This window comes from Catenuloplanes atrovinosus (assembly GCF_031458235.1).
GTDB classification, from domain to species: Bacteria; Actinomycetota; Actinomycetes; order Mycobacteriales; family Micromonosporaceae; genus Catenuloplanes; species Catenuloplanes atrovinosus.
The window spans coordinates 2,651,094-2,672,115 of record NZ_JAVDYB010000001.1 but is presented as its reverse complement, the minus strand read 5'-3'; the positions used below and the strand labels follow the sequence as shown (position 1 = coordinate 2,672,115).

Here is a 21,022-nt window from a genome sequence, read left to right as displayed (position 1 = left end):
GACCCGCACATGTTAACCACCCACAGCGATCACGTCGTCGCACCGGCGGCGGACCTCGGCGAGCAGGTCGACCTGGGCGCGCCAGTCCGGGCCGGAGAGGCCCGCGACCAGGTGGGTGGCGCCGTGCGCGGCGTATTCCGCCACCCGGGCGGCGGCCTCGTCCGTACCGCCGGTGATGGGTAGTTGATCAGCGTCGTGCGCGGTGTGCCGGTAGGCCGCGGCGATCCCGGAGGCGAGTTCGGCGCGGGACGGTGTGCCGGGTGCGTCGCCCAGGGCGGCCAGCGCGCCGATCGTGACGGTCGCCGACGCGGGCAGGCGCGACCGGCCCGCGCCGACCGCGGCCGGCGTGATCAGCGACGGGAACCAGCCGTCGCCGAGCCGGGCCGCGCGGTCGATCGCCGCCGCGGAGGCGTTGCCGATCCACAGTGGTGGGACGTCGGCGCCCGGCGCCAGCCGCACGTCGGTCCCGTCCGGCAGCGTCACCGGGTCGCCCGCGATGAGGCGCGGCAGCAGCCGCAGCGCGGTCTCGGTGCGGTGGCCGCGCTCGCCGAACGGTACGCCGGCGGCCGCCCACTGCGCTCGGCCGCCGCCGGAGCCGATGCCGAGCCGCAGCCGGCCGCCGGACACCAGTTGCAGGCTCGCGACCTGTTTGGCGGCCCAGACCAACGGCCTGATCGCCGGTACGAACACGCTCGCGCCGATCCCGATCGAGCGCGTCGCGGTCGCGGCGACGGTCAGCGCGACCATACAGTCCACGGTGGGCGTGCCGACCGCGAGATGGTCGCCGTGCCAGACGCCGTCCAGCCCGGCGTCCTCCGCGTGCCGGGCGGCCGTGGCCAGGTCGATGCCGTCCCGGCGCTGCACCTCCACCGACGGCAGGATCACGCCGATCCTCACGCGACCAGCACGACCTTGCCGCGGCCGTGACCGGTCTCCACCTCGCGGTGCGCCTCCGCGGCCGTCCACATCGGAACGCTGCGGCGGATCGGGAAGCGCAGTTCGCCGGCGACGTAGAGCGCGGCGAGTTCGGCCAGGCGGGCGGCGGAGCGGAGATTCTCGGTGGTACGGACGCCGAGGCCGGCGGCCCGGCCGTGGTCGACCAGCGTGAGGATGCGGGTACGGTCGGCGCACAGCTCCAGCGACAGGTCCAGCGCCTCCCCGCCGGCGCCGTCCAGCACCAGGTCCGCGCCGTCCGGCAGCAGCGCCCGGAGCCGGTCGCCGAGGCCCTCGCCGTACTCGGCCGGCTCGACGCCGAGCGAGCGCAGATAGTCGTGGTTGGCCGCGCTGGCCGTGCCCACGACCCGCGCCTTCGCCCGCCGCGCGAGCTGCACCGCGACGCCGCCGACCGCCCCCGCGGCGCCGTGCACCAGGATCGTCTCGCCCGGCTTCGGGGCGAGCAGTTCCAGCGCGATGTGCGCGGTCTGCGCGGCGGCGCTGAACCCGCCCGCGACCTCCCACGGCATCGCCGCCGGTTTCGCGGTCACCTGCGCCGCCGGCACCACGACGAATTCGGCCGCCGACCGCCCGAACCCGAACCCGAGCACCTCGTCCCCGGCCGCGAACCCGTCCGCCCGGCTCTGATCGACGACGCCGGCGAACTCGTTGCCGGGAATGCCGGGCAGCCCGGTCTTCAGCCAGCCGGGCACGAAGCCGGCACGGACGGCACAGTCGATCGGCTGCACCCCGGCGGCCCGCACCCGCACCCGCACCTCCCCCGGCCCGGCCTCGGGCGTCTCGATGTCACTCCACTCCAGCACCTCGGGCCCACCGGTCCGCCGATACAGCGCCGCCTTCATGCTCCCCGCCTCCCCGTGCGTGTCCCGCCACGTCGAAGGCAGTCTCGAACCTGAAGCGCGCGTGAGGTCAAGCCCGGCGGCCGTACGCGGCCGGGCGTGGGCACCGCCGTGCGGTACGCGTGATGACGTAGCGGAGGTTGCGTGGCGGGGCGGACGCGGGCGGGCGGCGTAACGGCGACCGTGGATGTCGGCAGGCCGGTCGTCCCGGCGTCCAACCGAAGTGAGGCGATGTGAACAAGACCCCGAGAATCCTGGTACGGCTGCTCGCCGTCACCGCGCTGGCCGCGTCGGCCGTCGTGGGCAGCGCGTCGAGCGCGCAGGCCACCATCCACGCCTACCCCGCGACCGGGGGCACGTGCGTCGGCACGCAGATCAAGCGCTGCCTGGAGCTGCGCTTCGACGATGTGAACAATCGCTTCCGCGCCCGGGCGGAGGTCACGGACACGGCGGGCGGTCACGACTACAACGTCGACATGGCCTGGGTGGACACCGATATCACCTACCAGAGCGGCGACGGCGTGCGCAGCGCCGAGTGGGAACGGCTGGAGACTCCCCTGGCCTACTGCACGCAGGGCAGCACCGTATCCATCACCTTCGCAGCCGGCTTCACGTGGCAGAACGCCTCGACCGGGGCATGGGACGGCGAGACGCGGGTGGGTGCCGCCAGCTTCGTCTGTCGGTGACCGCGCACGGCGGTGGCGGGGGCCGTCGTGCCCGCGCCACCGTCACGCGGGGCGGAACACCTCGTGCGGGCCCAGGAAGGCGGCGACGAAGCGCGGATCCAGGTGGCTCCACCCCGGCTCGCCGGTCAGGTTCGTGGTCTGGCTGAGGTAGGCGGAGACGGCCTCGCGCTTGGCCGCCAGGTACGGACCGGTCGGGACGCGGAGCCAGCCGGACCGGGCGGCCGCCCACGCCCAGAGCGCGACCCGGTCGGCCGCCGCGGCGGCCGGGAAGACCGGCGCCTCGAACCACGCCCACACCGGGTACGCCAGTGCGCGCGGCGGTCCGGCGGCCAGCGCCGCCTCGTGCAGCGCGCGATGGTCGGGGTGCGCGTCCTGGCGGCACGGCAACAGCACGTACTCGGGCCGGAGGTCTCGATAGAGCCCCCGGAGCCGGGTGGTGAGCGCGTCCCGGCGGTCGGTGAGGCCGCCGTCCGGGAAGCCGAGCTGGAGCACGTCGGTGACGCCGAGGGCGGCGCACGCGGCGTGCAGTTCGCCGGTGCGGAGCCGGGCAAGGCCGGCGGGGCTCAGGCGGGCGGAGGCGGTGCTGCGGGCGCCGTCCGTGGCGACCGCGACGGTGACCGGGCTGCCGGCGGCGCGGGCGCGGGCGATCAGGGCGCCGCAGCCGAACGTCTCGTCGTCCGGGTGCGGCGCCAGCACCAGCAGCGCGCGGCCGGCGAGCGTGCCGGTGACGTCGGCGGCACGGTCGGCGACGCGGCGGCGCCAGCGGGCGCCGGCCGCCTGCACGGCACGCCCGGCCAGGGTCACGGCGCGGCTCCGGGCTCCGGGACCGCCACCGACGACCGCTGCCGCGGCACGGCGGGCGTGGCGGGCGGGGACGGGGGCGGCTCGCGCAGCGCCGCCATGATCACCCACAGGTAGCCGCCGGCCAGCACGAGTTCGCCGGCCAGCAGCGCACCGCCGATCCACATCAGCCCGTACGGCGCCACGAACCACCCGCCGACCACCGCGATCCCGTAGGCCGCGCCGGACAGCAGGCACAGCAGCCGGGTCCGGCCGGAGACCAGCAGCAGCGTGCTGCCCACGTAGCCGATGGAGTTCAGCGCGTTCGCCACGGCCAGCAGGATCATCAGCGGGTACGCGTCCGCGTACACCGGACCGAAGATCAGCAGCACCGGCCAGCCCGCGGCGACGAGCAGGGCCAGCAACGGCACCTGCACCACCGCGGTCAGCCGCAGCACGCGCGGCAGGTGTGCGCCGACCCGGCCGCCGTCGTGCTGCGCCTCCGCGAACAGCCCGCGCCCGGCCGCCTGCGGCACGAACAGCAGCACGCCCGCGACCAGCGACGCGATGTAGAACTGCGCGGCCGGTTCCGCGCCGGTGCGCTGGGTGACCAGCGCGGGCATCAGCAGCGTGGGCAGCATCAGGATGATCGACGACACGTACGTGCCGATCGAGTACCGCCACATGTCGCCCAGCCGGCGCGCGCTGCCGGCCGCCCGCAGCCGGTACCGGCGGCCGAGCACCACCAGGTTCGGCAGCAGCGCCACCGCGAACGCCAGCCAGTACGCGCCGAACACGCCGAACGCGCCCAGCCCGGCCAGCACGCCCGGCAGCACCAGCCGCATGGCCACCACCAGCACGTTCCGGGACAGGATGTGCCCGCTGCGCCGCCACGCGATGAACACGTTGTCGTACAGCATGCCGAGCGCGGCGATCACGGTCAGCGCCACGAACGCGGCCGCCCGCGCGGGCGTCAGGCCGCCCGCGACGATCGGCAGCAGCAGCGGCGCGGCCAGCACGAACACGGTCGCGCCGGCCAGCGCGGCGGCGGCCACCACGAGCACGCCGGTGTTGACCGTACGGGCCGGGTCCGGCCACCGGTCCAGGTAGCGGATCAGCGAGTTGTTCATGCCGAGCAGCGCGATGTTGGCCAGCAGCGTGGAGACGGAGATGAGCGCGCTCGCCTCGCCGACCTCCGCGGGCGTGAACAGCCGCGCCACGAACTGCCAGAAGATGAACCCGCCGCCGGCCAGCGTGAGCGTGGCCAGCAGCAGCATCGCCGAGTTGCGCAGCAGGCTGTCGTCGCGCAGCCGGGCCAGCGGCGACGGGCGGCGCGGCTGCGCGATCGCCTCGGTGTACGCGGCGGAGACGGCCTCGTGGTGGGCGTCCATGCCGTACCCGCGGCTCAGCTCGCGCCCGGCCGCGCCGAGCCGGTCGCGCAGCGGCGGGTTGCCGAGCAGCAGCGCCACGGCACCGGCCAGCGCGTCCGGTTCGGCGGGCGGCACCAGCAGGCCGGTGCGCCCGGGCGTGACCAGCTCGGACAGCGCGCCGACGTCGGACGCGACCACGGCCCGGCCGGCGGCGAGCGCCTCCAGGCAGGTGAGCCCGAATCCCTCCGGCCACACCGAGGGGACCACCACCACGTCCGCGCCCGCGATCCGGGCCGCGACCTGGGGCGGGTCGAGCCAGCCGGTCAGCTCCACGGCGTACCCGATGCCGAGTTCGTCGACCCGGCGGCGCAGCCGCGTGAGCAGGGGCCCGTCGCCGCAGATGGTGACGCGCGCGTCCGGCACGGCCTCGAGCAGCCGCGGCACCGCGTCGACGAGCACGTGCGGGCCCTTCGCGGGTACGAGCCGGCCGGCGAAGACCACGCGCGGGCCGGGCCCGGTGGCGGCCGGCGCCGGCGGGGCGGACGTGAGGCCGTTCGGCACCACCAGGGTGGCGCCGCCGGCCAGGCCCGCGATGTACCGGCTCGGCGCGATCCGCAGGTCGACCACGCCCAGCGCGCGCCGCCACAGCGGGCCGAGCAGCACGGCGGTGAGCAGCAGCCAGAGCCAGCCGCGCCAGCTCGGCCGGTCCGGTGCGCCGGCCCGGTGGTACGACGCCGGCATGCAGTAGCGCGCGGCCGTGCGCAGGAACGGCTCCGGGCCGTGCAGCGTGTGCACGGTCGGCACGTCCGCGAGCGCCCGCAGCGCGCTGGGCGAGAGCAGCCCGACCGTGTGCAGGTGCACCACGTCCGGCCGGAACTCGCGCAGCTGCGCGGTGAGCGCGGCCGACGCGGCCGGGTTCCGGAACAGTCCGGCCAGCCGGCGCCACCACGGCCCGCCGGTCCGCTGCGGCCAGGTCACGTCGCTGAACCGGACGCCGTCGGCGTCCCGGTCGCTGGACAGCACCCGCACCTGGTGGCCCTGCCGGCGCTGCGCGGCGACCAGCGCGGACGCGAGCCGTTCCGCGCCACCGCAGGTGGTACCCAGGTTGATCACGTGCAGGATGCGCCGGGCCGTCATGCCGGGCTCCACACCTGCAGCGCGCCGGCGGTGGCGACGAGCGTGCGCCCGCCGGTCAGGCAGCCGGGCGGGAACGTGTAGCGGACCACGCGCTCGCCGATCACCGCGGTGGCGAACCCGTCCGTGCGGACCACCACGTAGGAGTCGGCCCAGAGCGCGCCGGGCGCCACCCCCTCGACCGGCTGGAGCTCGGTGTACGTGCGCAGCAGCGCGGAGACCCAGCTGTCGGCCAGCAGCGGCGCGCCGGCCGGGATCGCCCGCTCCACCGCGGCGGCGTCCCGGGCGTGGCCGTCCGTGGCGTACCAGGCGTGGTAGTACGGCCCGGCGTCGGCGAGGTTGAGCTGCGGCGGGTAGCCGCCGGTCAGGCGCGGGACCAGGCCGCTGGTGGAGGCGAGCACGACCACGGCCAGCGCGACCAGCGCGCGGCGCGGCACCCGGCGCACGGCCAGCAGGATCGCCGGGGCGAGCAGCGGCAGCAGTTGCTGGTAGAGGCGCAGCAGCCCGTACGAGTCGGTGATCTGGGGTGCGACCACGGCCACGCCGAGCAGCGCCAGCGCGGCCGTGCCGAGCTCGGCGGAGACCCGGGTCGAGGGCCGCCCGGACCGGTGCACGCGCCACCAGAGCAGCGCGCAGCCGGCCGCGGCACCGGCCAGGTAGAGCAGCAGGATCACCTGCCGCAGCAGCGTGTTCGCGGTGTGCGGTGCGCGGATCGCGGTGCCCAGCGGTGTCAGCGCCAGCTCGTCCGCGGGCAGCGGCGCGGACTCGCAGCCGGGCAGCAGCGCCAGCTCCCGCTCGGTGCGCAGCCCGTCCACGTAGGACGCCAGCGCGGTGCGGTCGTCCGGCGCGTCCTCGCCGGGCCGCAGGTAGCGGGTGGAGTCGGACAGCACCGTGGCGCGCTCGCCGATCGCCCGCCCGGTCTGCGCCACGCCCTCCGCGAACGCGCCCGCGCTGCCGGTGCACAGCGCCCAGGCGACCAGCATCGCCGCGAGCGCGCCGGCCGGCCAGGCCAGCGCCGGTGGCCGCCGCACACCGTCCCGGGTGGACGGTATCCGGCGGCGGGCCAGCCGCAGCAGCGCGGCGACCGCGAGCAGGCCGGCCGCGACCGCGGTGCTGGAGTAGTGCGAGACGGTCAGCCCGGCCGCCGCGATCAGCAGCAGCGCGATCCGCGGGCCGCGGGCGCCGCGGGTGTCGAACAGGCCGAGCAGCAGCACCAGGAAGAACAGCAGCGCGATCTCCTGCCGGTTCAGCATCGGCAGGTCGTTGACGAACGTGGGGAACGCGATGAACAGCCCGGCCGCGAGCACCGCGGCGACCGGCGGCAGCAGCCGCCGCGCCAGCAGGAACGCGCCGACCGGCGCCAGCGCGAAGATGAGCTGGTACGCCACCCGGAACACGTCCAGCGGCGCCAGCCCGAGCAGGCGGGCGAGGAACGCCGGCAGCGTGGTCAGGCTCAGGCAGGAGTTGTAGCCGGGGTAGACGCCGCCGGGCCGCCACCGCCCGGCGTCCAGCACGTCCATCAGCACGTGATATTCGATCTTGATGTCGTGCCCGGTCACGCCGGTGCCGCGCAGCGAGGTGCCGAGCAGCACCGCCAGCCCGGCCAGGTAGAGCGTGGCCGCCGCGACGCCGGGACGGTGCCGGCCGGCCGCGTACGCGGCCCCGGCCAGCGCGACCAGCACGGCGGCGAACCCGGCGAGCGTCAGCTCCGGGCCGCCGCCCGCGTTCAGCCGGGCGGCGCCGAGCGCGGCCAGGGCCACGCCGGCACCGGCCACCAGCAGCGTGGCGGTGTTGACGAGGACGACCGGGGCCGTGTTCCGGGGTGCCGGCACCCGGCCGTCCTCGCCGGCACGGGCGCGATGACGGCCGCGTACCGCAGCCGCCACGGCCAGCACCGCCAGGGTGAGGTCCAATCCGAGCAGGCAATCCAGCGGGCTCAGCCGGCCCGCCAGGGCCAGCGGCGTCGCGGTGGCCAGCAGCACCGCCAGCGACATGACGGCGGCCAGGAAGACCGCCTCCGCGCCGCGGCGGCGCACGCCGAGCACACGCAGCAGCAGCGCGCCCGGCAGCAGCGCCACCAGCGGCAGCCCGGCCGCGGCCCGGAGCGGGGCGGGCGCGCCGGCCAGCACCAGCACGTGCAGCAGCGCCAGCACGGCCAGCGGCACGAGCACGGGGCCGTACCGGGTGCGGCGCACGTGCCGGGCGGGCGCGGACGGCCGCGGTGGCGGCGCGACCGTGGTGAGCGTCATCGGGCCACCACGTCGGAGCGCACCCGCCGGTAGACGCGCTCGACCGCGTCCGTGGTGGCCTCCCAGCTGAACTGCGCGGCCCGGCGCTCGGCCGCGCGGGACAGCGCGGCCCGGCGGCCGGGGTCGTCCAGCAGCGCGCGGACCGCGCCGGGGAACGCGTCCCGGCGGACCGCGAGCACGGCGTCGCCACCGGCCTCGACCAGCTCGGGCAGCGCGGTGCAGACCACCGGCGCGCCCGTGCTCAACGCCTCCAGCAGCACCAGCGGCAGTCCCTCGTGGGTGGACGGCATGAGCACGGCGGTGGCCCGGCGGTACTCCTCCGCCAGCGCGTCCGCGTCCAGCCGGCCGAGCAGCGTCACGGTACGCAGCCCCAGCTCGGCGGCGCGGCGGGCGATCGCGTCACGCAGCTCGCCGTCGCCGGCGATGCGCAGCGTCACGTCCGGCGGCAGACCGCGCATCGCCTCGACCGCCGCGAGCGGGTCCTTCTGCGCGGTCAGCCGGCCGACGAACAGCAGCGTCCGGGTGGCGCGCGCGGCGAACGGCACGGGGGCGAACCGGGCGCGGTCGACGCCGTTGCGGACCACCGTGATCCGCGTGGTGTCCACGCCGAACGTGTCGGCCAACTCGTCGCGCATGGCGCCGCTGAGGCAGATGACCGCGTCGGCCGCGCGCAGAAAGCGGGCGTAGAGATGCCGCTGGTACGGCGCGAGCAGCACCCGCCCGGCCGCGGATGAGGGGCGCACCATGAGGTGGACGTGCACGACGTACGGCACCCGCCGGCGCCGGGCCGCGTACCGGACCATCTCCGGCAGCACGGCCAGGCCGCCGTGCACGTGCAGCACGTCCGGGGCCGGCGCGTGGCGCAGCAGCCGGCCGGTCAGCGCGGGGATGACCGGCGTGTTGCCCAGGTGCCACGCGCGATCGCGGACCACGCGCAGGTTCCCGTGTCGCTCGACCGGCGGCGCGTCGCCGGTGCGCGAGGTGTAGACGGTGACGCTGTGCCGCTCCGCCTGTGCCTCGGCGAGCCGCTGCGCGACCAGTTCCTCGCCGCCGAGGTGCGGCGGGTAGAAGCCGGCGACCTGCACGATCTCCACGTCAGCCCGCCGTCCCGGCCGGCACCGGTGTGCGCGGCTCGCGGACCGCGCCGCGGCCGAGCCCGGCCAGCATGCCGATCCCCCAGCCGGTGTTCTTCACCAGCCAGCCGAGGAACATCAGCGGCAGCAGCCACGGTGCGGGACGCCGGAACACGGCGACCACCAGCGTCTCCGCCGCGCAGAACGCCGGGTACGCCAGCAACCACCACGGCCCGAGGAGCAGCGCGAGCACGGGCGTGCCGAGCAGCGCCGCACTGGCCGACCAGTCCACCAGCCGCACGTGCCCGGTGTGCAGCGTGTAGCGGGCCTTCCAGAGCCCGTACAGGTACATCTGGCGCAGGTAGCGGCGCGGCGTGGCGCGGCTGGCATGCCGGACGCGGGCCGACGGTGCGATCGCCCAGTGCCGGATGCGGTGCGCGTACTCGATGTCCTCCGCGTACACCCACCGCTCGTCGAAGCCCGCGCCGCCGGCGCGATCCCGGTGCACGGCCAGATTACAGCCGGCGACCAGCAACGATCCGGTGGTGGCCGCGGCGCGCACCGCGCCGTCGTTGATCGCGATCGCCCGCGCGAACGCGGTGGCGTGGTCGGTGTCGACGCCGCCGCCGATCACCGCGGCCTCGGGGTGCACGGCGAACGCGTCCGCCAGCCCGGCGATCCAGCCCGGGTCGGCCCACGCGTCGGAGTCGATGAACGCGACGATCGGCGTGGTCGCGGCCGCGAGCCCGATGTTGCGGCCACGCGAGATGTTGTGGCTGCCGTTGCGCAGCACTCGCACCGGCACCGGGCTGTGCGCCGCGAACGCGGCCGTGATGTCGAGGGTACGGTCGGTGGAGTCGTCGTCCACGACGATGATCTCGGCGGGGAGCGTGCTCTGGCCCGCGAGCGAGTCGAGGCAGGCGTCGAGCGTCTCCTCGCTGTCGTAGGTGAGCACGACCACGGTGATCGTCATTGGGCACCTCCTCGGCCGGCGGCGACCGGCACGGTGTCGTACAGTCGCAGCAGCCGATCGTCCGCCACGGTGCAGTCGAAGAATCGTTCGGCCAGCTCACGGGCGTATCGGCCCATCCGCCGGCGCAGCGCGTCGTCCGCCAGGATCTGGTCCACGGCGGCGCGGACCGGCATCGGCTCCGGCGCGATCAGGCGCAGCAGCGCCCGGTCCACGCCGTAGTCGTCGTACCGGGGGCCGTCGGTGAGCACCACGGGCAGGCCGGTGGCCATCGCCTCGCGCGCCACGATCGGGAAGACCTCGCCGCGCGACGGCAGCACGAACACGTCCGCCAGCCGGTAGAGGCCGGGCAGCGCGGACGCGGGCACCGGGCCGAGCGAGGTGGCGCCGGGCGGCAGCGGCACGTCGAGCGTGCCGGGCCCGGCGAGCACCACGTGCCGTCCCGGCCCGGCCGCCGCGAGCACGCTGCGGTAGCCCTTGTAGCTGACCAGCCGGCCGACGAACAGCACGATCGGCACGTCGCCCGGCAGGCCCCACCGTGCGCGCAGCCCCGGGTCGGCCGGCCCGGGCGCGAACGCGGTGGTGTCCACGCCGATCTCGGCGCGCCAGATCCGCTCCTCGGGCACGCCGCCGGCCCGCAGGTGCGCGGCGACCCGCGCGTTGTAGGCGACCACGCGCCGGCAGCGGGGCCAGATCAGCCGGCCGCCGACCGTGCCGACCGAGCGCTCCACGGTCCGTACCACCGGATGGGGGTGGTTGGTGGGTCCCACGTGCTGGGTGGCGAACAGCGCCCGCCCGGCGCGCACCGCGAGCAGTGCGGCGGCCTGCGGCGGCTGATACAGCACGTCGTGCACGTGCACCGCCTCGGACCAGCGCACCAGTCGCCGCAGCCCGCGCCAGAACCCCACACCCATCAGCGGGTACGGCACACCGGTGCGCCGCTCGATCGGGTTCGCCGCGGGCAGCCGCCACACCGTGTACCCGTGCTCGTCCGCCCGTTCCGGCAGGTGCGCGTCGTAGCGGCCGGTGGCGACCGCGACCTCGTGCCCGTGCGCGGCGAGCACGCGGGCCTGGCGCTGGGCGACCGCCTCGACGCCGCCGACGTGTGGTGGGAAGTAGCTGGTGACGATCAGGATGCGCACGTCAGTCCCGGGCGTGCCGGTCGGCGTGCACGGTGCTGTCGACGGCGGGCACGGACGCGGTCAGCACCGGCGGGCGCGGGCGCACGACCGGGCGCGGCGCGCGGCCGTTGCGCATGCGGGCCGCGATGAGCTGGCTGAGGTTGCCGATGCCGTCGACCACGGTGCGGTTCTTCGTCTCGCCGCCGCGCGGGTAGTACGCGATCGGGATCTCCGCGCACCGGAAGCCGCTGCGGTACGCCTCCACCTTCAGTTCCTGGGAGAACGCCATGCCGCCGGAGCGCAGCCGCATCCGGTCCAGCAGGTGCCGCCGGAAGATCCACATGCCGGACTGGGAATCCCGGAACGGCACGGAGAACAACCACCGGGTGATCAGGCTGAGCGCGTGGTTGCCCCAGATGTGCGAGCGGGTCATCGACTGCGGGTCCAGCCGGGCCAGCCGGTCGGTGGTCAGGAAGTCCAGCCGCTCGGTCTCCAGCCGGTGCACCGCCTCGGGCAGGATCTCGAACGGATACGTCAGGTCCGCGTCCCCGGTGGCGATCACGTCGCCGACGCAGTTGGCGAAGCCGGCCCGGTACGCGTTGCCGTACCCGCGGACCGGCTGCACCAGCACGCGCGCGCCGTGCTCGCGCGCCACCTCACCGGTGCCGTCCGTGGAGGCGTTGTCGACGACCAGGATCTCGACGTCGTATCCGGACGCGCGCAGGCGCTCGGTGGGAATGGCCGCGATGGTCTGCGGGATGTTCTGCTGCTCGTTGTACGCGGGGATGATGACCGACACGGTCGCCATGATTCTCCGTTTCAGGGCAGTAAACATCGAGGAACGACAATGTTATATGTTCGCCGCCGGACAGCCTTGATCACCTCTGAGGTGCCGGGATGCAAACTTGATCTGCGCAACTTTGATGGAGTTGTGACCCCATTGCCTGGTGACATCCGTCCCCGTGCAATATGAAACCTGGGGGTCCCCCCTGTCCGTGCACAATCGACGGCGAGCAACGCATCGATACGTTAGTGCACATCGGACGCGTGAAACAAGGAACATCGATATTAATTTACGGTACGGTATTGTTTCGTACGCGAATTCCACTCGTGAAATGCGGAGATTCTCATGAGTCGACACGCCCGCCGCGCGCGCCTCCGGTGGGCGGCGGTCGCGGCCGTGGTCCCGGTGCTGGTCGCGTCGTTGCTGATCGCGGCCGGTGGGATACCCGCCCGCCGCGCGGCGCCCGGGCCGGTCTTCCCGGCGCCGTCGTCGCCCGCCCCGCCACCCGCGCCCGCCCCCTGGTCCTCCGCGTTCCTCGGTGCCGGCCCGTCACCGTCGCCCTCGGCCTCCCCCTCGCCGTCCACGGTCACGGCCGCGCGCGATCAGCGCGCCGGCGTCGCGATCCCCGGCGTCCGGCTGCTGTACGACGATCCCGCGGCCGACCTGGACCGGGTCGCCGCGCTCGGCGTCGGCTGGGTCCGGTTCGACGCGGCGTGGTCGGAGATCGAGATCGCGCGCGGCACGTTCGACTGGACCGAACTGGACCGCGGCGTCACCGCCGCCCGCGCCCGCGGGCTGTCCGTGCTGCTCGTCCTGGGCAGCACCGCGGCCTGGGCGCGCCCGGCCGGCGCGCAGTGGAACCACGGGCCGGTCACCGCGGAACAGCGGGCCGGGTTCGCCGCGTTCGCGGCGCGGGCGGTGGAGCGCTACCGGGACCGGGTCGGCACGTGGGAGATCTGGAACGAGCCGAACCTGCCGATCGCCTGGAGCCCGCAACCGGACGTGGACGCCTACCACGCGCTGCTGACCGAGGCGTACCGGGCGATCCACGCGGCGGACCCGGACGCGGTCGTGCTCTCCGGCGGCACCGGCGGCGGAGCGACCGGCGTGCCGAGCCTGGACTGGTACCGCGCGCTCTACGACCGGGGGCTGCGGGAGATCTGCGACGCGGTGGCGGTGCACCCGTACCCGGACGCGCCCGAGCCGGACAGCGGCGAGATGGCCACCGCGCGGCGCATCCGCGAGCTGATGGACGAGCGCGGCGACACGGGCACGGTGCTGTGGGGCACGGAGACCGGCGCCCCCACCGGCGGGCGGCCGTCGATCGGCGAGCGGGAGCAGGCGGTGCTGCTGGAGCGGATCTACGCACTGTGGACGGACGAGATCGCGAACACGGGACCGCTGCTGTACTACACGCTGCGCGACTTCGGCGGCGCCGACCGGGAGCACCACTTCGGACTGCTGCGCGCGGACGGCGCCAGCAAGCCGGCGTACGAGGCGCTGCGCTCCCGGTCACGGTGACTACCGGCCCTCCCCGCCCAGCAGCTTGAGGATGAAGTCCTGCACGCGCGGGTCCTTCAGATACATCGTGTGGCTGTCCACCATGCCGCCCTCGTAGGGCAGCGGAATGACCACGCCGTTCCACTCCGGCAGCGACGGGTCCGGTCCGTGCCAACCGGGGTACCCCGGCACCAGGTGCGCCACATCGTTCGGGGTGGTCATCACGGTCACGTCTCCCGGGTCGACGCCCAGCAGCCCGTGCACGGACGGCACGGTGGTGCCGATCGAGCCCATCAGGTGCGCCCGGTCCACGTCGATCCCGAACGTCGCACCCGTGACCCCCACCGTGGTGGTGCCGTAGCTGTGTGCCAGCAACACGTTCCACGGAGCGGACTCGCCCTGGTGGGTTATCCGCAACCCGTCCAGATACCGGGTCAGGTGCGGCGCGGCCTCCTGCGCGTGCGTGCGCAGCTGCACCTCGTCCAACCCGTTCGGCGCGTCGTAGTTCAGCCACAGCGACATCGCCGTGCCCTGCGGCGCCCGCGCGGCGATCACGTCGATGTCATCGAAGATCGTCGGTGCCGACGCCAGGTTCGAGTACATGCCGGGCACGTACGTCAGCGACCGGGACGCGGTGTCCGGGTTGCCGGCCGAGATGATGGTCCTACCGTCTCCGCCGGCGTCGAGCGCGACCAGGAACGCGGGCAGCCGGGTGCCCGGGTCGGCCAGCCTCCGCTGGATGGCCTCCAGCGCCGCCACCTTGCCGCCGACCTCCAGCGTCTCGGCCGTGGATCCGCCCGCGTTCTTCTCCGCGAGCAGTTGCCGCTGCTCGGCCAGCGCCCTCTCCAGCAGCGCGCGGTTCGCGCGGTCGCGCGCCTCGATCGGCACGCCGTCCAGGGCGCCGATCAGCTCCGGGTGCGTGGTCACCATGCGCTCCCGGGCGTCCGCGTCCCGGCGCTGCCACCAGTCGTCGACCGCGGCCGGATCGGCGCCGGTGGCCGGCGCGGTGGCGACCGCGAGCCCGAGGTTGTCCCGGCGCTGGCCGTCCGACTCGGTCAGCAGCTCGTGGTAGAGCTGCCGGAGGCGGGCGTCCATCCGGCCGTAGCGGCCGGAGACGGTCCGTACCGCCTCCGAGAGTCGTTCCACGCGTGTCGCGGTCTCGGTCAGGAACCGCTGGAGCACGTCGAACGCGGCACGGCAGGCCGCGGTGGCGGCGACCGAGCCGGGGACCCGCCCGAACTGCTCACCGGCGGGCGTGCCGGCCATCGCCTGCTTCGTCGCGGCCGGTGCCAGCTCGGCCGCGGCGGCGGCGAGCCGTCCCGCGCCCTGCAGCATGGCGTCGGGCTCCGCGTACAGGTTCACGGACATCGCGCCTCCCCTCCGATCCGGCGGATGCCGCGACCGTATCGGGGCCGGCGAGGGCGCAGGCAGGTCAGAAATACCCCGCACCGGCGGGGTAGTTGCATCGTGCCGTGCCGCCGTGCCGCGCCGTAGCGTCCGGGAGGACTCAATCCCGGGAGAGGAGCGGCGCGATGGCGGCCGACGACGTCAAGCGAATCCTGAGCACGTGCGACGAGGAACTGGCCCGCGTACGCCGGATGGTCACCGGTGACGTCGGCACGCTCACCCGGATGGCCACGGCGTACGCCGCCTGCGGCGCGCACGCCGAGTCGGCCGCCCGCGAGCTGATCGACGCCCGCACCCGGCTCGCCGCCGCGTGGGCCGCGCCGACCGGCGAGGACTTCCAGCGGGACACGGCCCCGCTGCCCGGCGGGTGCACGGCCGCGGACACGCTGTGCGGCCAGCTCTCCAACGGCCTGCACGACACGGTCCGGCAGCTGTGGCGCGCCGAGCGGGCCGTGGTCGAGCAGATCGCCGCGTTCCGGTTCGACGCGAGCCGGCTCACCGCCATGGCGCGGAACTCGACGGACTCCGCCGCCGTGGTCCGGCGGGCGCAGGAGGTCTCGGAACGCCACACCCGGGCCGCCGTGTCGATCGCGGACGGGCTCAGCCGCGGGCTCCTCACGTTCGCCGAGACCGTGACCGCGCAGACCCGCGTCTTCACCTCGGCGACTCAACACTAGTAGCGCATCGGCCGCGGCGGGCTCGATGTTGCCGTCCAGCCGTGGACGCGGCGACGTGGGCGCCCGGGCCGGGCCGGTCCGTCACCGACTCCCGTCAATACGTGTCCGAGCATGACCAACCGTGGAACGCGCGCGGCTCCGGTAACCGGTTCACCCCGGGATACGGCCCGGATAGCGAAACGTTCTTGACATGCGGCGGTATCCGATCGAGGATTTCCTTGTCGCGTCGGAGGTCGATCCTGACCGGACAGCTCGCCGAGGAATCGAAGATGCCTGAACAGGATACCGACGTCACGGAAGCGGTGCATCGAGAATGGCGCGCGCTCCTCGGCGTAGACACCGTCCGGCCGGAAGACGACTTCTTCGCCCTCGGCGGCGACTCGGTCCTGGCAGTCGAACTCATCGAACGAGTGGAAGCCCGACTCGGCATCGAATTTCCGGTGGAAAGCCTTTTCTTCGACGGGCGATTGAGTGAGGTTCTCGCGGGCTGTTCCGAGGCCTATCTGTCCCGGCTCCGGCAGACCTGAGACCGGGTCGGTCAGCACTTTCTCGGTACGGCAGACAACAGGAGGCGGTGTGCCCCGATACGCCAAACCGGAACTGGCGGCAGAAGCGGCAGGGGATGCGGTGGCCGGCACATGACCGGGTCGCCGTTCACCGTTTACACGACCTGCCCGGCCTCCACCGTGGACTCTCCGAAGCAGTACCTGACGCGCCTGCGGGACGTGTCGCGATGGACGGAGGCGGCCGGCTGCCGGGGGTTCCTGGTGTACGCCGACAACTCCCTCACCGACGTGTGGCTCACCGCCCAGACGGTGATCGAGCGCACCGACACCCTGGTGCCGATGGTCGCCGTGCAGCCGGTCTACACACACCCGTACGCGGTCGCCAAGGCCGTCGCCTCGTTGGCCTGGTTGCATGAGCGCCAGGTCGACCTGAACCTCATCACCGGAGGTTTCGCCAAGCATCTCGCCGAACTGGGCGATCCCCTGCGGGAGGATCACGACGGCAGATACCGACGGCTGCGGGAGTTCGCCCTCATCATCCGTGACCTTCTCTCGACGCAATCGCCGACCATTTTTCACGGCGACCACTACCGCGTGGACAAGGCGACCTTCCATCCCCCTCTACCACCCGCTCTGGCACCCCGCCTATTCGTTTCCGGGAACTCGCCGGCGAGCCGGGAGGTGACGGACAGCCTGGATGCCACGCGCCTGACCTATCCCGCGCACCCGGACGATGTCGGAAACGCGTGGAGAGAGTCGGCGCATGCCGTGGGCATACGGATCGGCATCATCGCCAGGGAAACCTCCGCGGAGGCCTGGAAAACCGCCGTCTCACGCTTTCCCGCCGACCCTGCCGGCCGCCGGATGCACAGGCTGGCACAGCGACTGTCGGATTCGAAGTGGCATGCGGCCCTTTCCGATGACGCGCGTTCGACGGAACCCTCGGCGGACACATATTGGCTGCACCCCTTCCGAACATACAAAACGTTCTGCCCTTATCTGGTGGGCAGTTACGCGGAGGTCACCCGTCTTGTCGCCGCCTATCGGGACATGGGCGCTGAGACGATCATCTTGGACGTGCCGGACACCGAGGACGACCTGCACCACGCCATGACCGTGCTCCGCGGTGTCGGCGCCGCTCACAGCGACGCCTCCAGCGCCCGGTAGTCGGTCTTGCCGTTCGGCAGCAGCGGCAGCGCGTCGATCGGGCGCACGTCCACCCCGGTGAAGTGGGTGCCCAGCCATTCGGCGATGGTGGCGCGCAGCCTGCGGGCCTCGTCGGCGGAGGTCGCCTCGGCGAAGACGTGCAGCCTGTCGTCGCCGGCCACCGCGGCGACCGGGAAGTGCCGTTCGACGTCATCCAGGTTGATCCGGACGCCGAACACCTTGCCCATCCGCGTGATCCGTCCGGTGAGGAACAGGAAGCCCTCGTCGTCGAGCCGGCCCAGATCGCCGGTGTGCAGCACGCCGCCCAGTTCGTCCCCCTTGGCCAGGTCGGCACCGCTGTGCGCGTACCCCATCATCACGTTGGGTCCGCGGTAGACCACCTCACCCTTCTCGACGGTGAACGCGCCACCCGGCACCGCCAGTCCGACCGAGCCGAGCTTGTCCACGAGCCGGTCAGGGGGAAGCGTGGCCATCCGCGGCGCCGCCTCGGTCTGGCCGTACATCACGAACATCCGGCCGCCGACCGCCGCCATCCGCTGCGCGAAGTCGCTGATCAGGTCGGTGCGGAGCCGGCCGCCGGCCTGCGTGATGGTCCGCACCGACGGCAGCTCGGCCGGATCGAAGCCCAGCCTGCGCAGCATCTCGTACTGGTACGGTACGAACGCCAACGAGGTCACCCGGTGCGCGCGGACCGCGTTCCAGAAGGTCCGCTGCATGATGCCGGTCCGTTCCAGCACCACCGTCGCGCCACGCAGCAGGTGCGAGTGCAGCACCGACAGCCCGTACGAGTAGAACAGCGGCAACGTCGTGACGGCGACGTCGTCCCCGGTGATCCCGAGGCTGCCCGCCACCTGCTCAGCGTTGGCCAGCACCGCGGAGCGGGACAGCCGGACCAGCTTCGGGTCCCCGGTGGAGCCGCTGGTGGTGAGCAGCAGCGCCAGCTCCGGGTGCACCCGATCAACGGTGTAGCGCTCGGCCAGCCCGGGGTGGCGGGCATCCGGATCGAGCAGCACCACCGGCCGGCCGAGCCGCAGGGCGGCCAGATAGCGGGCCACCGCCGGCACGGTCGACGGCATCGGCAGGAACACCGGAACGCGGTCGCCGTTCGCGGTGAGCTCAGCCGCCGCGGCGTCGATCAGCCCGGGCGTCACGGACTCCCCGGTCTCCGCGTCGATGACACGCGCACCGGGATGCCACAGCGTCACCGGTTCACCCCTTCCCCTGCCTCGCACCGGCGCCGGGCTATGAGAGCATCGCTTCGTGCCGGTTGCCGCCCTGTATTCCGATTTCGCCACCCGGGAAGCTCACCCCGGATCGCCGACGTACGAGCGACTGTCGCTCGCCATCTCGCGAGACACCGAGCTGCTCGCCCTGCTCGAGCGGGTGCCCTCGCCGAAACGGCAGCCGAACCTGCTGCTGGCGGTGGTGCGGCTGCTCGGCGGGCCGGTCGACGATCCGGAGGCGTTCCGCGCGTTCACGGTCGCGCACTGGCCGGCGGTGGAGGCCGAGTTGCGCAGCCGGGCCACGCAGACCAACGAGGCCGGCCGCTGCGCGCTGCTGCTGCCGGTGCTGGCCTCGCTGCCGCAGCCGCTGGCCCTGCTGGAGGTCGGCGCGGCCGCCGGGCTCGGGCTGTACCCGGACAGGTACGCGTACCGCTACGGCGACCACCCGGTCGGCGACGGTCACCCGGTGCTCGATTGCGCGCTCACCGGCACCGCCCCGCCCGATCGGCTGCCGGAGGTCGTCTGGCGTGCCGGCCTCGACCTGAACCCGCTCGACGTGACCGACGAGTCCGACGTCGCCTGGCTGGACGCGTTGATCTGGCCGGAACAACGCAATCGCCGGCAGCGGCTGAAATCCGCGGCCGCGATCGTCGCCGCGGATCCGCCGTTGCTGGTCCGCGGCGACCTGGTGGACGATCTGCGCGACCTGGCCGCCCGGGCGCCGTCGGACGCGACACTGGTCGTCTTCCACACCTCGGTGCTCTACCAGGTGCCGGTCGAGCGGCGGAACCGGTTCCTGGCCATGGTGGGCGAGTTGCCCGGTCACTGGATCTCGGTGGAGGCCCCGGACGTGGTCCCCTTCCCCGAGCTCCCGCCGCCGCCGGGCGACACGCTCTACAACGTCCTGTCGCTGGACGGCCGCCCGCTCGCCTGGACGCTCGGCCATGGTCAGGAGATGAACTGGTTCGCCTGAGCGCCCAGCGCGATCCGGTCGAGCTTTCCCGCGGTGGTGCGCGGCATGGCACCGGTGAACCGGATGTGCGCGGGCACGTGTCCGTCCGGCAGCCGCTCCCGTAGCCACCGACGCAGTTCCACGGCGCTGACCTCCCCTCGCGCGACGATGAAGGCGACCAGCGAGAGCGACTCCCCGGACTCGTCGGCCGCCACCTCCACGGCGCATTCGATCACCTGCGGATGCCCTTCCAGGAAGCTCTCCACCTCCCCGAGTTCCAGGCGGTTACCGCGCACCTTGACCTGCCGGTCGAGCCGGCCGCGGAACTCCAGTGAACCGTCGCCGAGGCGAAGCACGCGGTCGCCCGAGCGGTATGCGACGACCCGGCCGGTATCGTCGGTGCGGAAGGCCCGTGCCGTCTCCTCGGGCCGGTCGACGTACCCGTCGGCCAGGCCCGAGCCGTGGATGACGAGTTCACCCTCGCCGTCCTCGCCGTCCACCTCCAGCCGTACGCCGGGAACGGGCCGGCCGAGTCTGATGGTGTCCGGATCGGTGATCTCCGCCGCGGAGCACCAGATCGTCGCCTCGGTCGGGCCGTACACGTTGAAGACCCGCGGCGAACCGGCGAGCAGCCGCCGGGCGAGCGCCGGGGACATCGCCTCCCCGCCGCACCAGATCCGCTCCCCGCGCGGTTGCAGGCCGGCTCCGAGCGCGAGCCGCCACCAGCTCGGGGTGGCCTGGACGACGGTGGGCCGGGCACGTGCGACCACGTCGGCGATCCCTCGGATGTCCGAGCGCGATCGCCACCTCGAGGTCACGATGCCGGCCCCCACGGTCAGCGGGAGCAGGGTCTCCGCGATGAAGATGTCGAAGGTCGGATGGGTCAGCGCGAGGATGGCGTCGTCCTCGTTCAGCCCGGGCCACCGCGCCAGGCCGGCGAGGCGCTCGCTCAGCGCGGCGACGGAGATCATGACTCCCTTCGGGCGCCCGGTCGAGCCCGACGTGAAGTACACGTAGGCGACGTTGTCGAAGCGACCGGCGGGCCGCGCGGCGGACCGGATGTCGCGTACCACGACCTTGCCGTCATGGTCACCGGTGAGGACGACGTGCGCGTCCACGTCGTCGAGGATCTGCTGCCGGCGCGCTTCCGGATGATCGGTGCCCAGCGGGACGAAGACGCATCCGATCGCGCTGGCGGCGAGGAACGCCTGCAGCGCGACGAAGGGATCGTCGGTGAGCACGCCGACCGCTCCGCCGGCGGGTACGGCCGGCAGGCCGGCGATCAGCGACTCGACGCGCCGTGCCAGCTCCCGGTAGGAGATCATGGAGCCGTCCGTGCGGACCGCGCACCGGTCGGGCCGGCTCCGGCCGTGCGCGCGGAACGCCTCCCAGACGGTGTCAGGCATGGCCGGCCGCCGCGGGAAGGTCGGCGGCGTAGTCGTCCAGCGTGGGAGCGGTCAGCAGGTCGACGATGTCGAGCGTGTGGCCGAGCTGCTGCTCGAGCAGGGTGATGACCCGCAGCGCGCTGAGCGAGTCGCCGCCCAAATCGAAGAAGCTCGCGCTGCCGTCCACCGCCGGAACGCCGAGGGTACGGGCGACGGTCGAGTGCACGATTTCCTTGTGATTCACG

The 21,022-nt window shown here is 73.8% G+C and carries 19 protein-coding genes; 6 read left to right on the top strand and 13 right to left on the bottom strand.

What is annotated here, in order from left to right; translation table 11 throughout:
- Positions 1–12 precede the first annotated feature (12 nt).
- Together J2S41_RS11990 and J2S41_RS11985 are read right to left on the bottom strand one after the other, a co-directional pair.
- A complete protein-coding gene (locus J2S41_RS11990) occupies positions 13–897 on the bottom strand; it encodes an LLM class flavin-dependent oxidoreductase (RefSeq protein ID WP_310366794.1) in 885 nt (294 codons plus the stop codon).
- Positions 894–1,796, bottom strand: a complete 903-nt coding sequence (locus J2S41_RS11985) for an NADP-dependent oxidoreductase (protein WP_310366791.1) — start codon at positions 1,794–1,796, stop codon at positions 894–896. The genes J2S41_RS11990 and J2S41_RS11985 overlap by 4 nt, the downstream gene beginning before the upstream one ends.
- A 230-nt stretch (positions 1,797–2,026) precedes the next feature.
- Here J2S41_RS11985 and J2S41_RS11980 point away from each other — a divergent pair, with 230 nt between their 5' ends.
- Positions 2,027–2,479 (top strand): hypothetical protein, encoded by a 453-nt coding sequence (locus tag J2S41_RS11980; RefSeq protein WP_310366788.1) that lies wholly within the window; start codon positions 2,027–2,029, stop codon positions 2,477–2,479.
- Between the two features lie 42 nt (positions 2,480–2,521).
- Here J2S41_RS11980 and J2S41_RS11975 read toward each other — a convergent pair whose 3' ends face one another.
- From J2S41_RS11975 to J2S41_RS11945, 7 genes are read right to left on the bottom strand one after another with little or no spacing between them, the layout of a single operon-like run.
- Positions 2,522–3,283, bottom strand: coding sequence for a PIG-L deacetylase family protein (locus J2S41_RS11975; protein WP_310366785.1), 762 nt, complete (start codon positions 3,281–3,283; stop codon positions 2,522–2,524).
- Positions 3,280–5,766, bottom strand: a complete 2,487-nt coding sequence (locus J2S41_RS11970; RefSeq protein WP_310366782.1) for a glycosyltransferase — start codon at positions 5,764–5,766, stop codon at positions 3,280–3,282. The genes J2S41_RS11975 and J2S41_RS11970 overlap by 4 nt, the downstream gene beginning before the upstream one ends.
- Positions 5,763–8,012, bottom strand: a complete 2,250-nt coding sequence (locus J2S41_RS11965) for a hypothetical protein (RefSeq protein ID WP_310366780.1) — start codon at positions 8,010–8,012, stop codon at positions 5,763–5,765. Before J2S41_RS11965 ends, J2S41_RS11970 begins: the two co-directional genes overlap by 4 nt.
- Entirely contained in the window at positions 8,009–9,106 is a 1,098-nt protein-coding gene (locus tag J2S41_RS11960) for a glycosyltransferase family 4 protein (protein WP_310366777.1), read from the bottom strand. Before J2S41_RS11960 ends, J2S41_RS11965 begins: the two co-directional genes overlap by 4 nt.
- Before the next feature lies 1 nt (position 9,107).
- A complete protein-coding gene (locus J2S41_RS11955) occupies positions 9,108–10,058 on the bottom strand; it encodes a glycosyltransferase (protein ID WP_310366774.1) in 951 nt (316 codons plus the stop codon).
- Entirely contained in the window at positions 10,055–11,197 is a 1,143-nt protein-coding gene (locus J2S41_RS11950) for a glycosyltransferase family 4 protein (protein ID WP_310366771.1), read from the bottom strand. The genes J2S41_RS11955 and J2S41_RS11950 overlap by 4 nt, the downstream gene beginning before the upstream one ends.
- Position 11,198: 1 nt before the next feature.
- The gene (locus tag J2S41_RS11945; RefSeq protein ID WP_310366769.1) at positions 11,199–11,984 is read right to left on the bottom strand and encodes a glycosyltransferase family 2 protein; all 786 of its coding nucleotides are present in this window, start codon (positions 11,982–11,984) and stop codon (positions 11,199–11,201) included.
- Positions 11,985–12,305: 321 nt separating this feature from the next.
- Here J2S41_RS11945 and J2S41_RS11940 point away from each other — a divergent pair, with 321 nt between their 5' ends.
- Positions 12,306–13,481, top strand: a complete 1,176-nt coding sequence (locus J2S41_RS11940) for a cellulase family glycosylhydrolase (protein WP_310366767.1) — start codon at positions 12,306–12,308, stop codon at positions 13,479–13,481.
- On the opposite strand, the gene J2S41_RS11935 is transcribed toward J2S41_RS11940, so the two are convergent.
- The gene (locus J2S41_RS11935) at positions 13,482–14,828 is read right to left on the bottom strand and encodes an alpha/beta hydrolase (protein WP_310366766.1); all 1,347 of its coding nucleotides are present in this window, start codon (positions 14,826–14,828) and stop codon (positions 13,482–13,484) included. It abuts the gene before it with no gap.
- 164 nt (positions 14,829–14,992) lie between these two features.
- Here J2S41_RS11935 and J2S41_RS11930 point away from each other — a divergent pair, with 164 nt between their 5' ends.
- From J2S41_RS11930 to J2S41_RS11920, 3 genes are all read left to right on the top strand, one after another.
- Positions 14,993–15,544, top strand: a complete 552-nt coding sequence (locus J2S41_RS11930; RefSeq protein ID WP_310366764.1) for a hypothetical protein — start codon at positions 14,993–14,995, stop codon at positions 15,542–15,544.
- Between the two features lie 41 nt (positions 15,545–15,585).
- Entirely contained in the window at positions 15,586–16,071 is a 486-nt protein-coding gene (locus J2S41_RS11925; RefSeq protein WP_310366763.1) for an acyl carrier protein, read from the top strand.
- 111 nt (positions 16,072–16,182) lie between these two features.
- On the top strand, positions 16,183–17,217 hold the full coding sequence (locus J2S41_RS11920) for an LLM class flavin-dependent oxidoreductase (RefSeq protein WP_310366762.1): 1,035 nt from the start codon (positions 16,183–16,185) through the stop codon (positions 17,215–17,217).
- Here J2S41_RS11920 and J2S41_RS11915 read toward each other — a convergent pair.
- Positions 17,190–18,422 (bottom strand): AMP-binding protein, encoded by a 1,233-nt coding sequence (locus tag J2S41_RS11915; protein WP_310366760.1) that lies wholly within the window; start codon positions 18,420–18,422, stop codon positions 17,190–17,192. The two genes, J2S41_RS11920 and J2S41_RS11915, sit on opposite strands and share 28 nt — an antisense overlap.
- Positions 18,423–18,477: 55 nt before the next feature.
- On the opposite strand from J2S41_RS11915, the gene J2S41_RS11910 reads away from it, so the two are divergent.
- Complete coding sequence (locus tag J2S41_RS11910; protein WP_310366758.1) at positions 18,478–19,413, top strand: DUF2332 domain-containing protein; 936 nt, start codon at positions 18,478–18,480, stop codon at positions 19,411–19,413.
- Here the strand turns inward: J2S41_RS11910 and J2S41_RS11905 are convergent.
- Entirely contained in the window at positions 19,389–20,798 is a 1,410-nt protein-coding gene (locus J2S41_RS11905) for an amino acid adenylation domain-containing protein (RefSeq protein WP_310366755.1), read from the bottom strand. The genes J2S41_RS11910 and J2S41_RS11905 overlap by 25 nt on opposite strands.
- Positions 20,791–21,021 (bottom strand): acyl carrier protein, encoded by a 231-nt coding sequence (locus J2S41_RS11900; protein ID WP_310366751.1) that lies wholly within the window; start codon positions 21,019–21,021, stop codon positions 20,791–20,793. The genes J2S41_RS11905 and J2S41_RS11900 overlap by 8 nt, the downstream gene beginning before the upstream one ends.
- Between the last annotated feature and the right edge of the window lies 1 nt (position 21,022).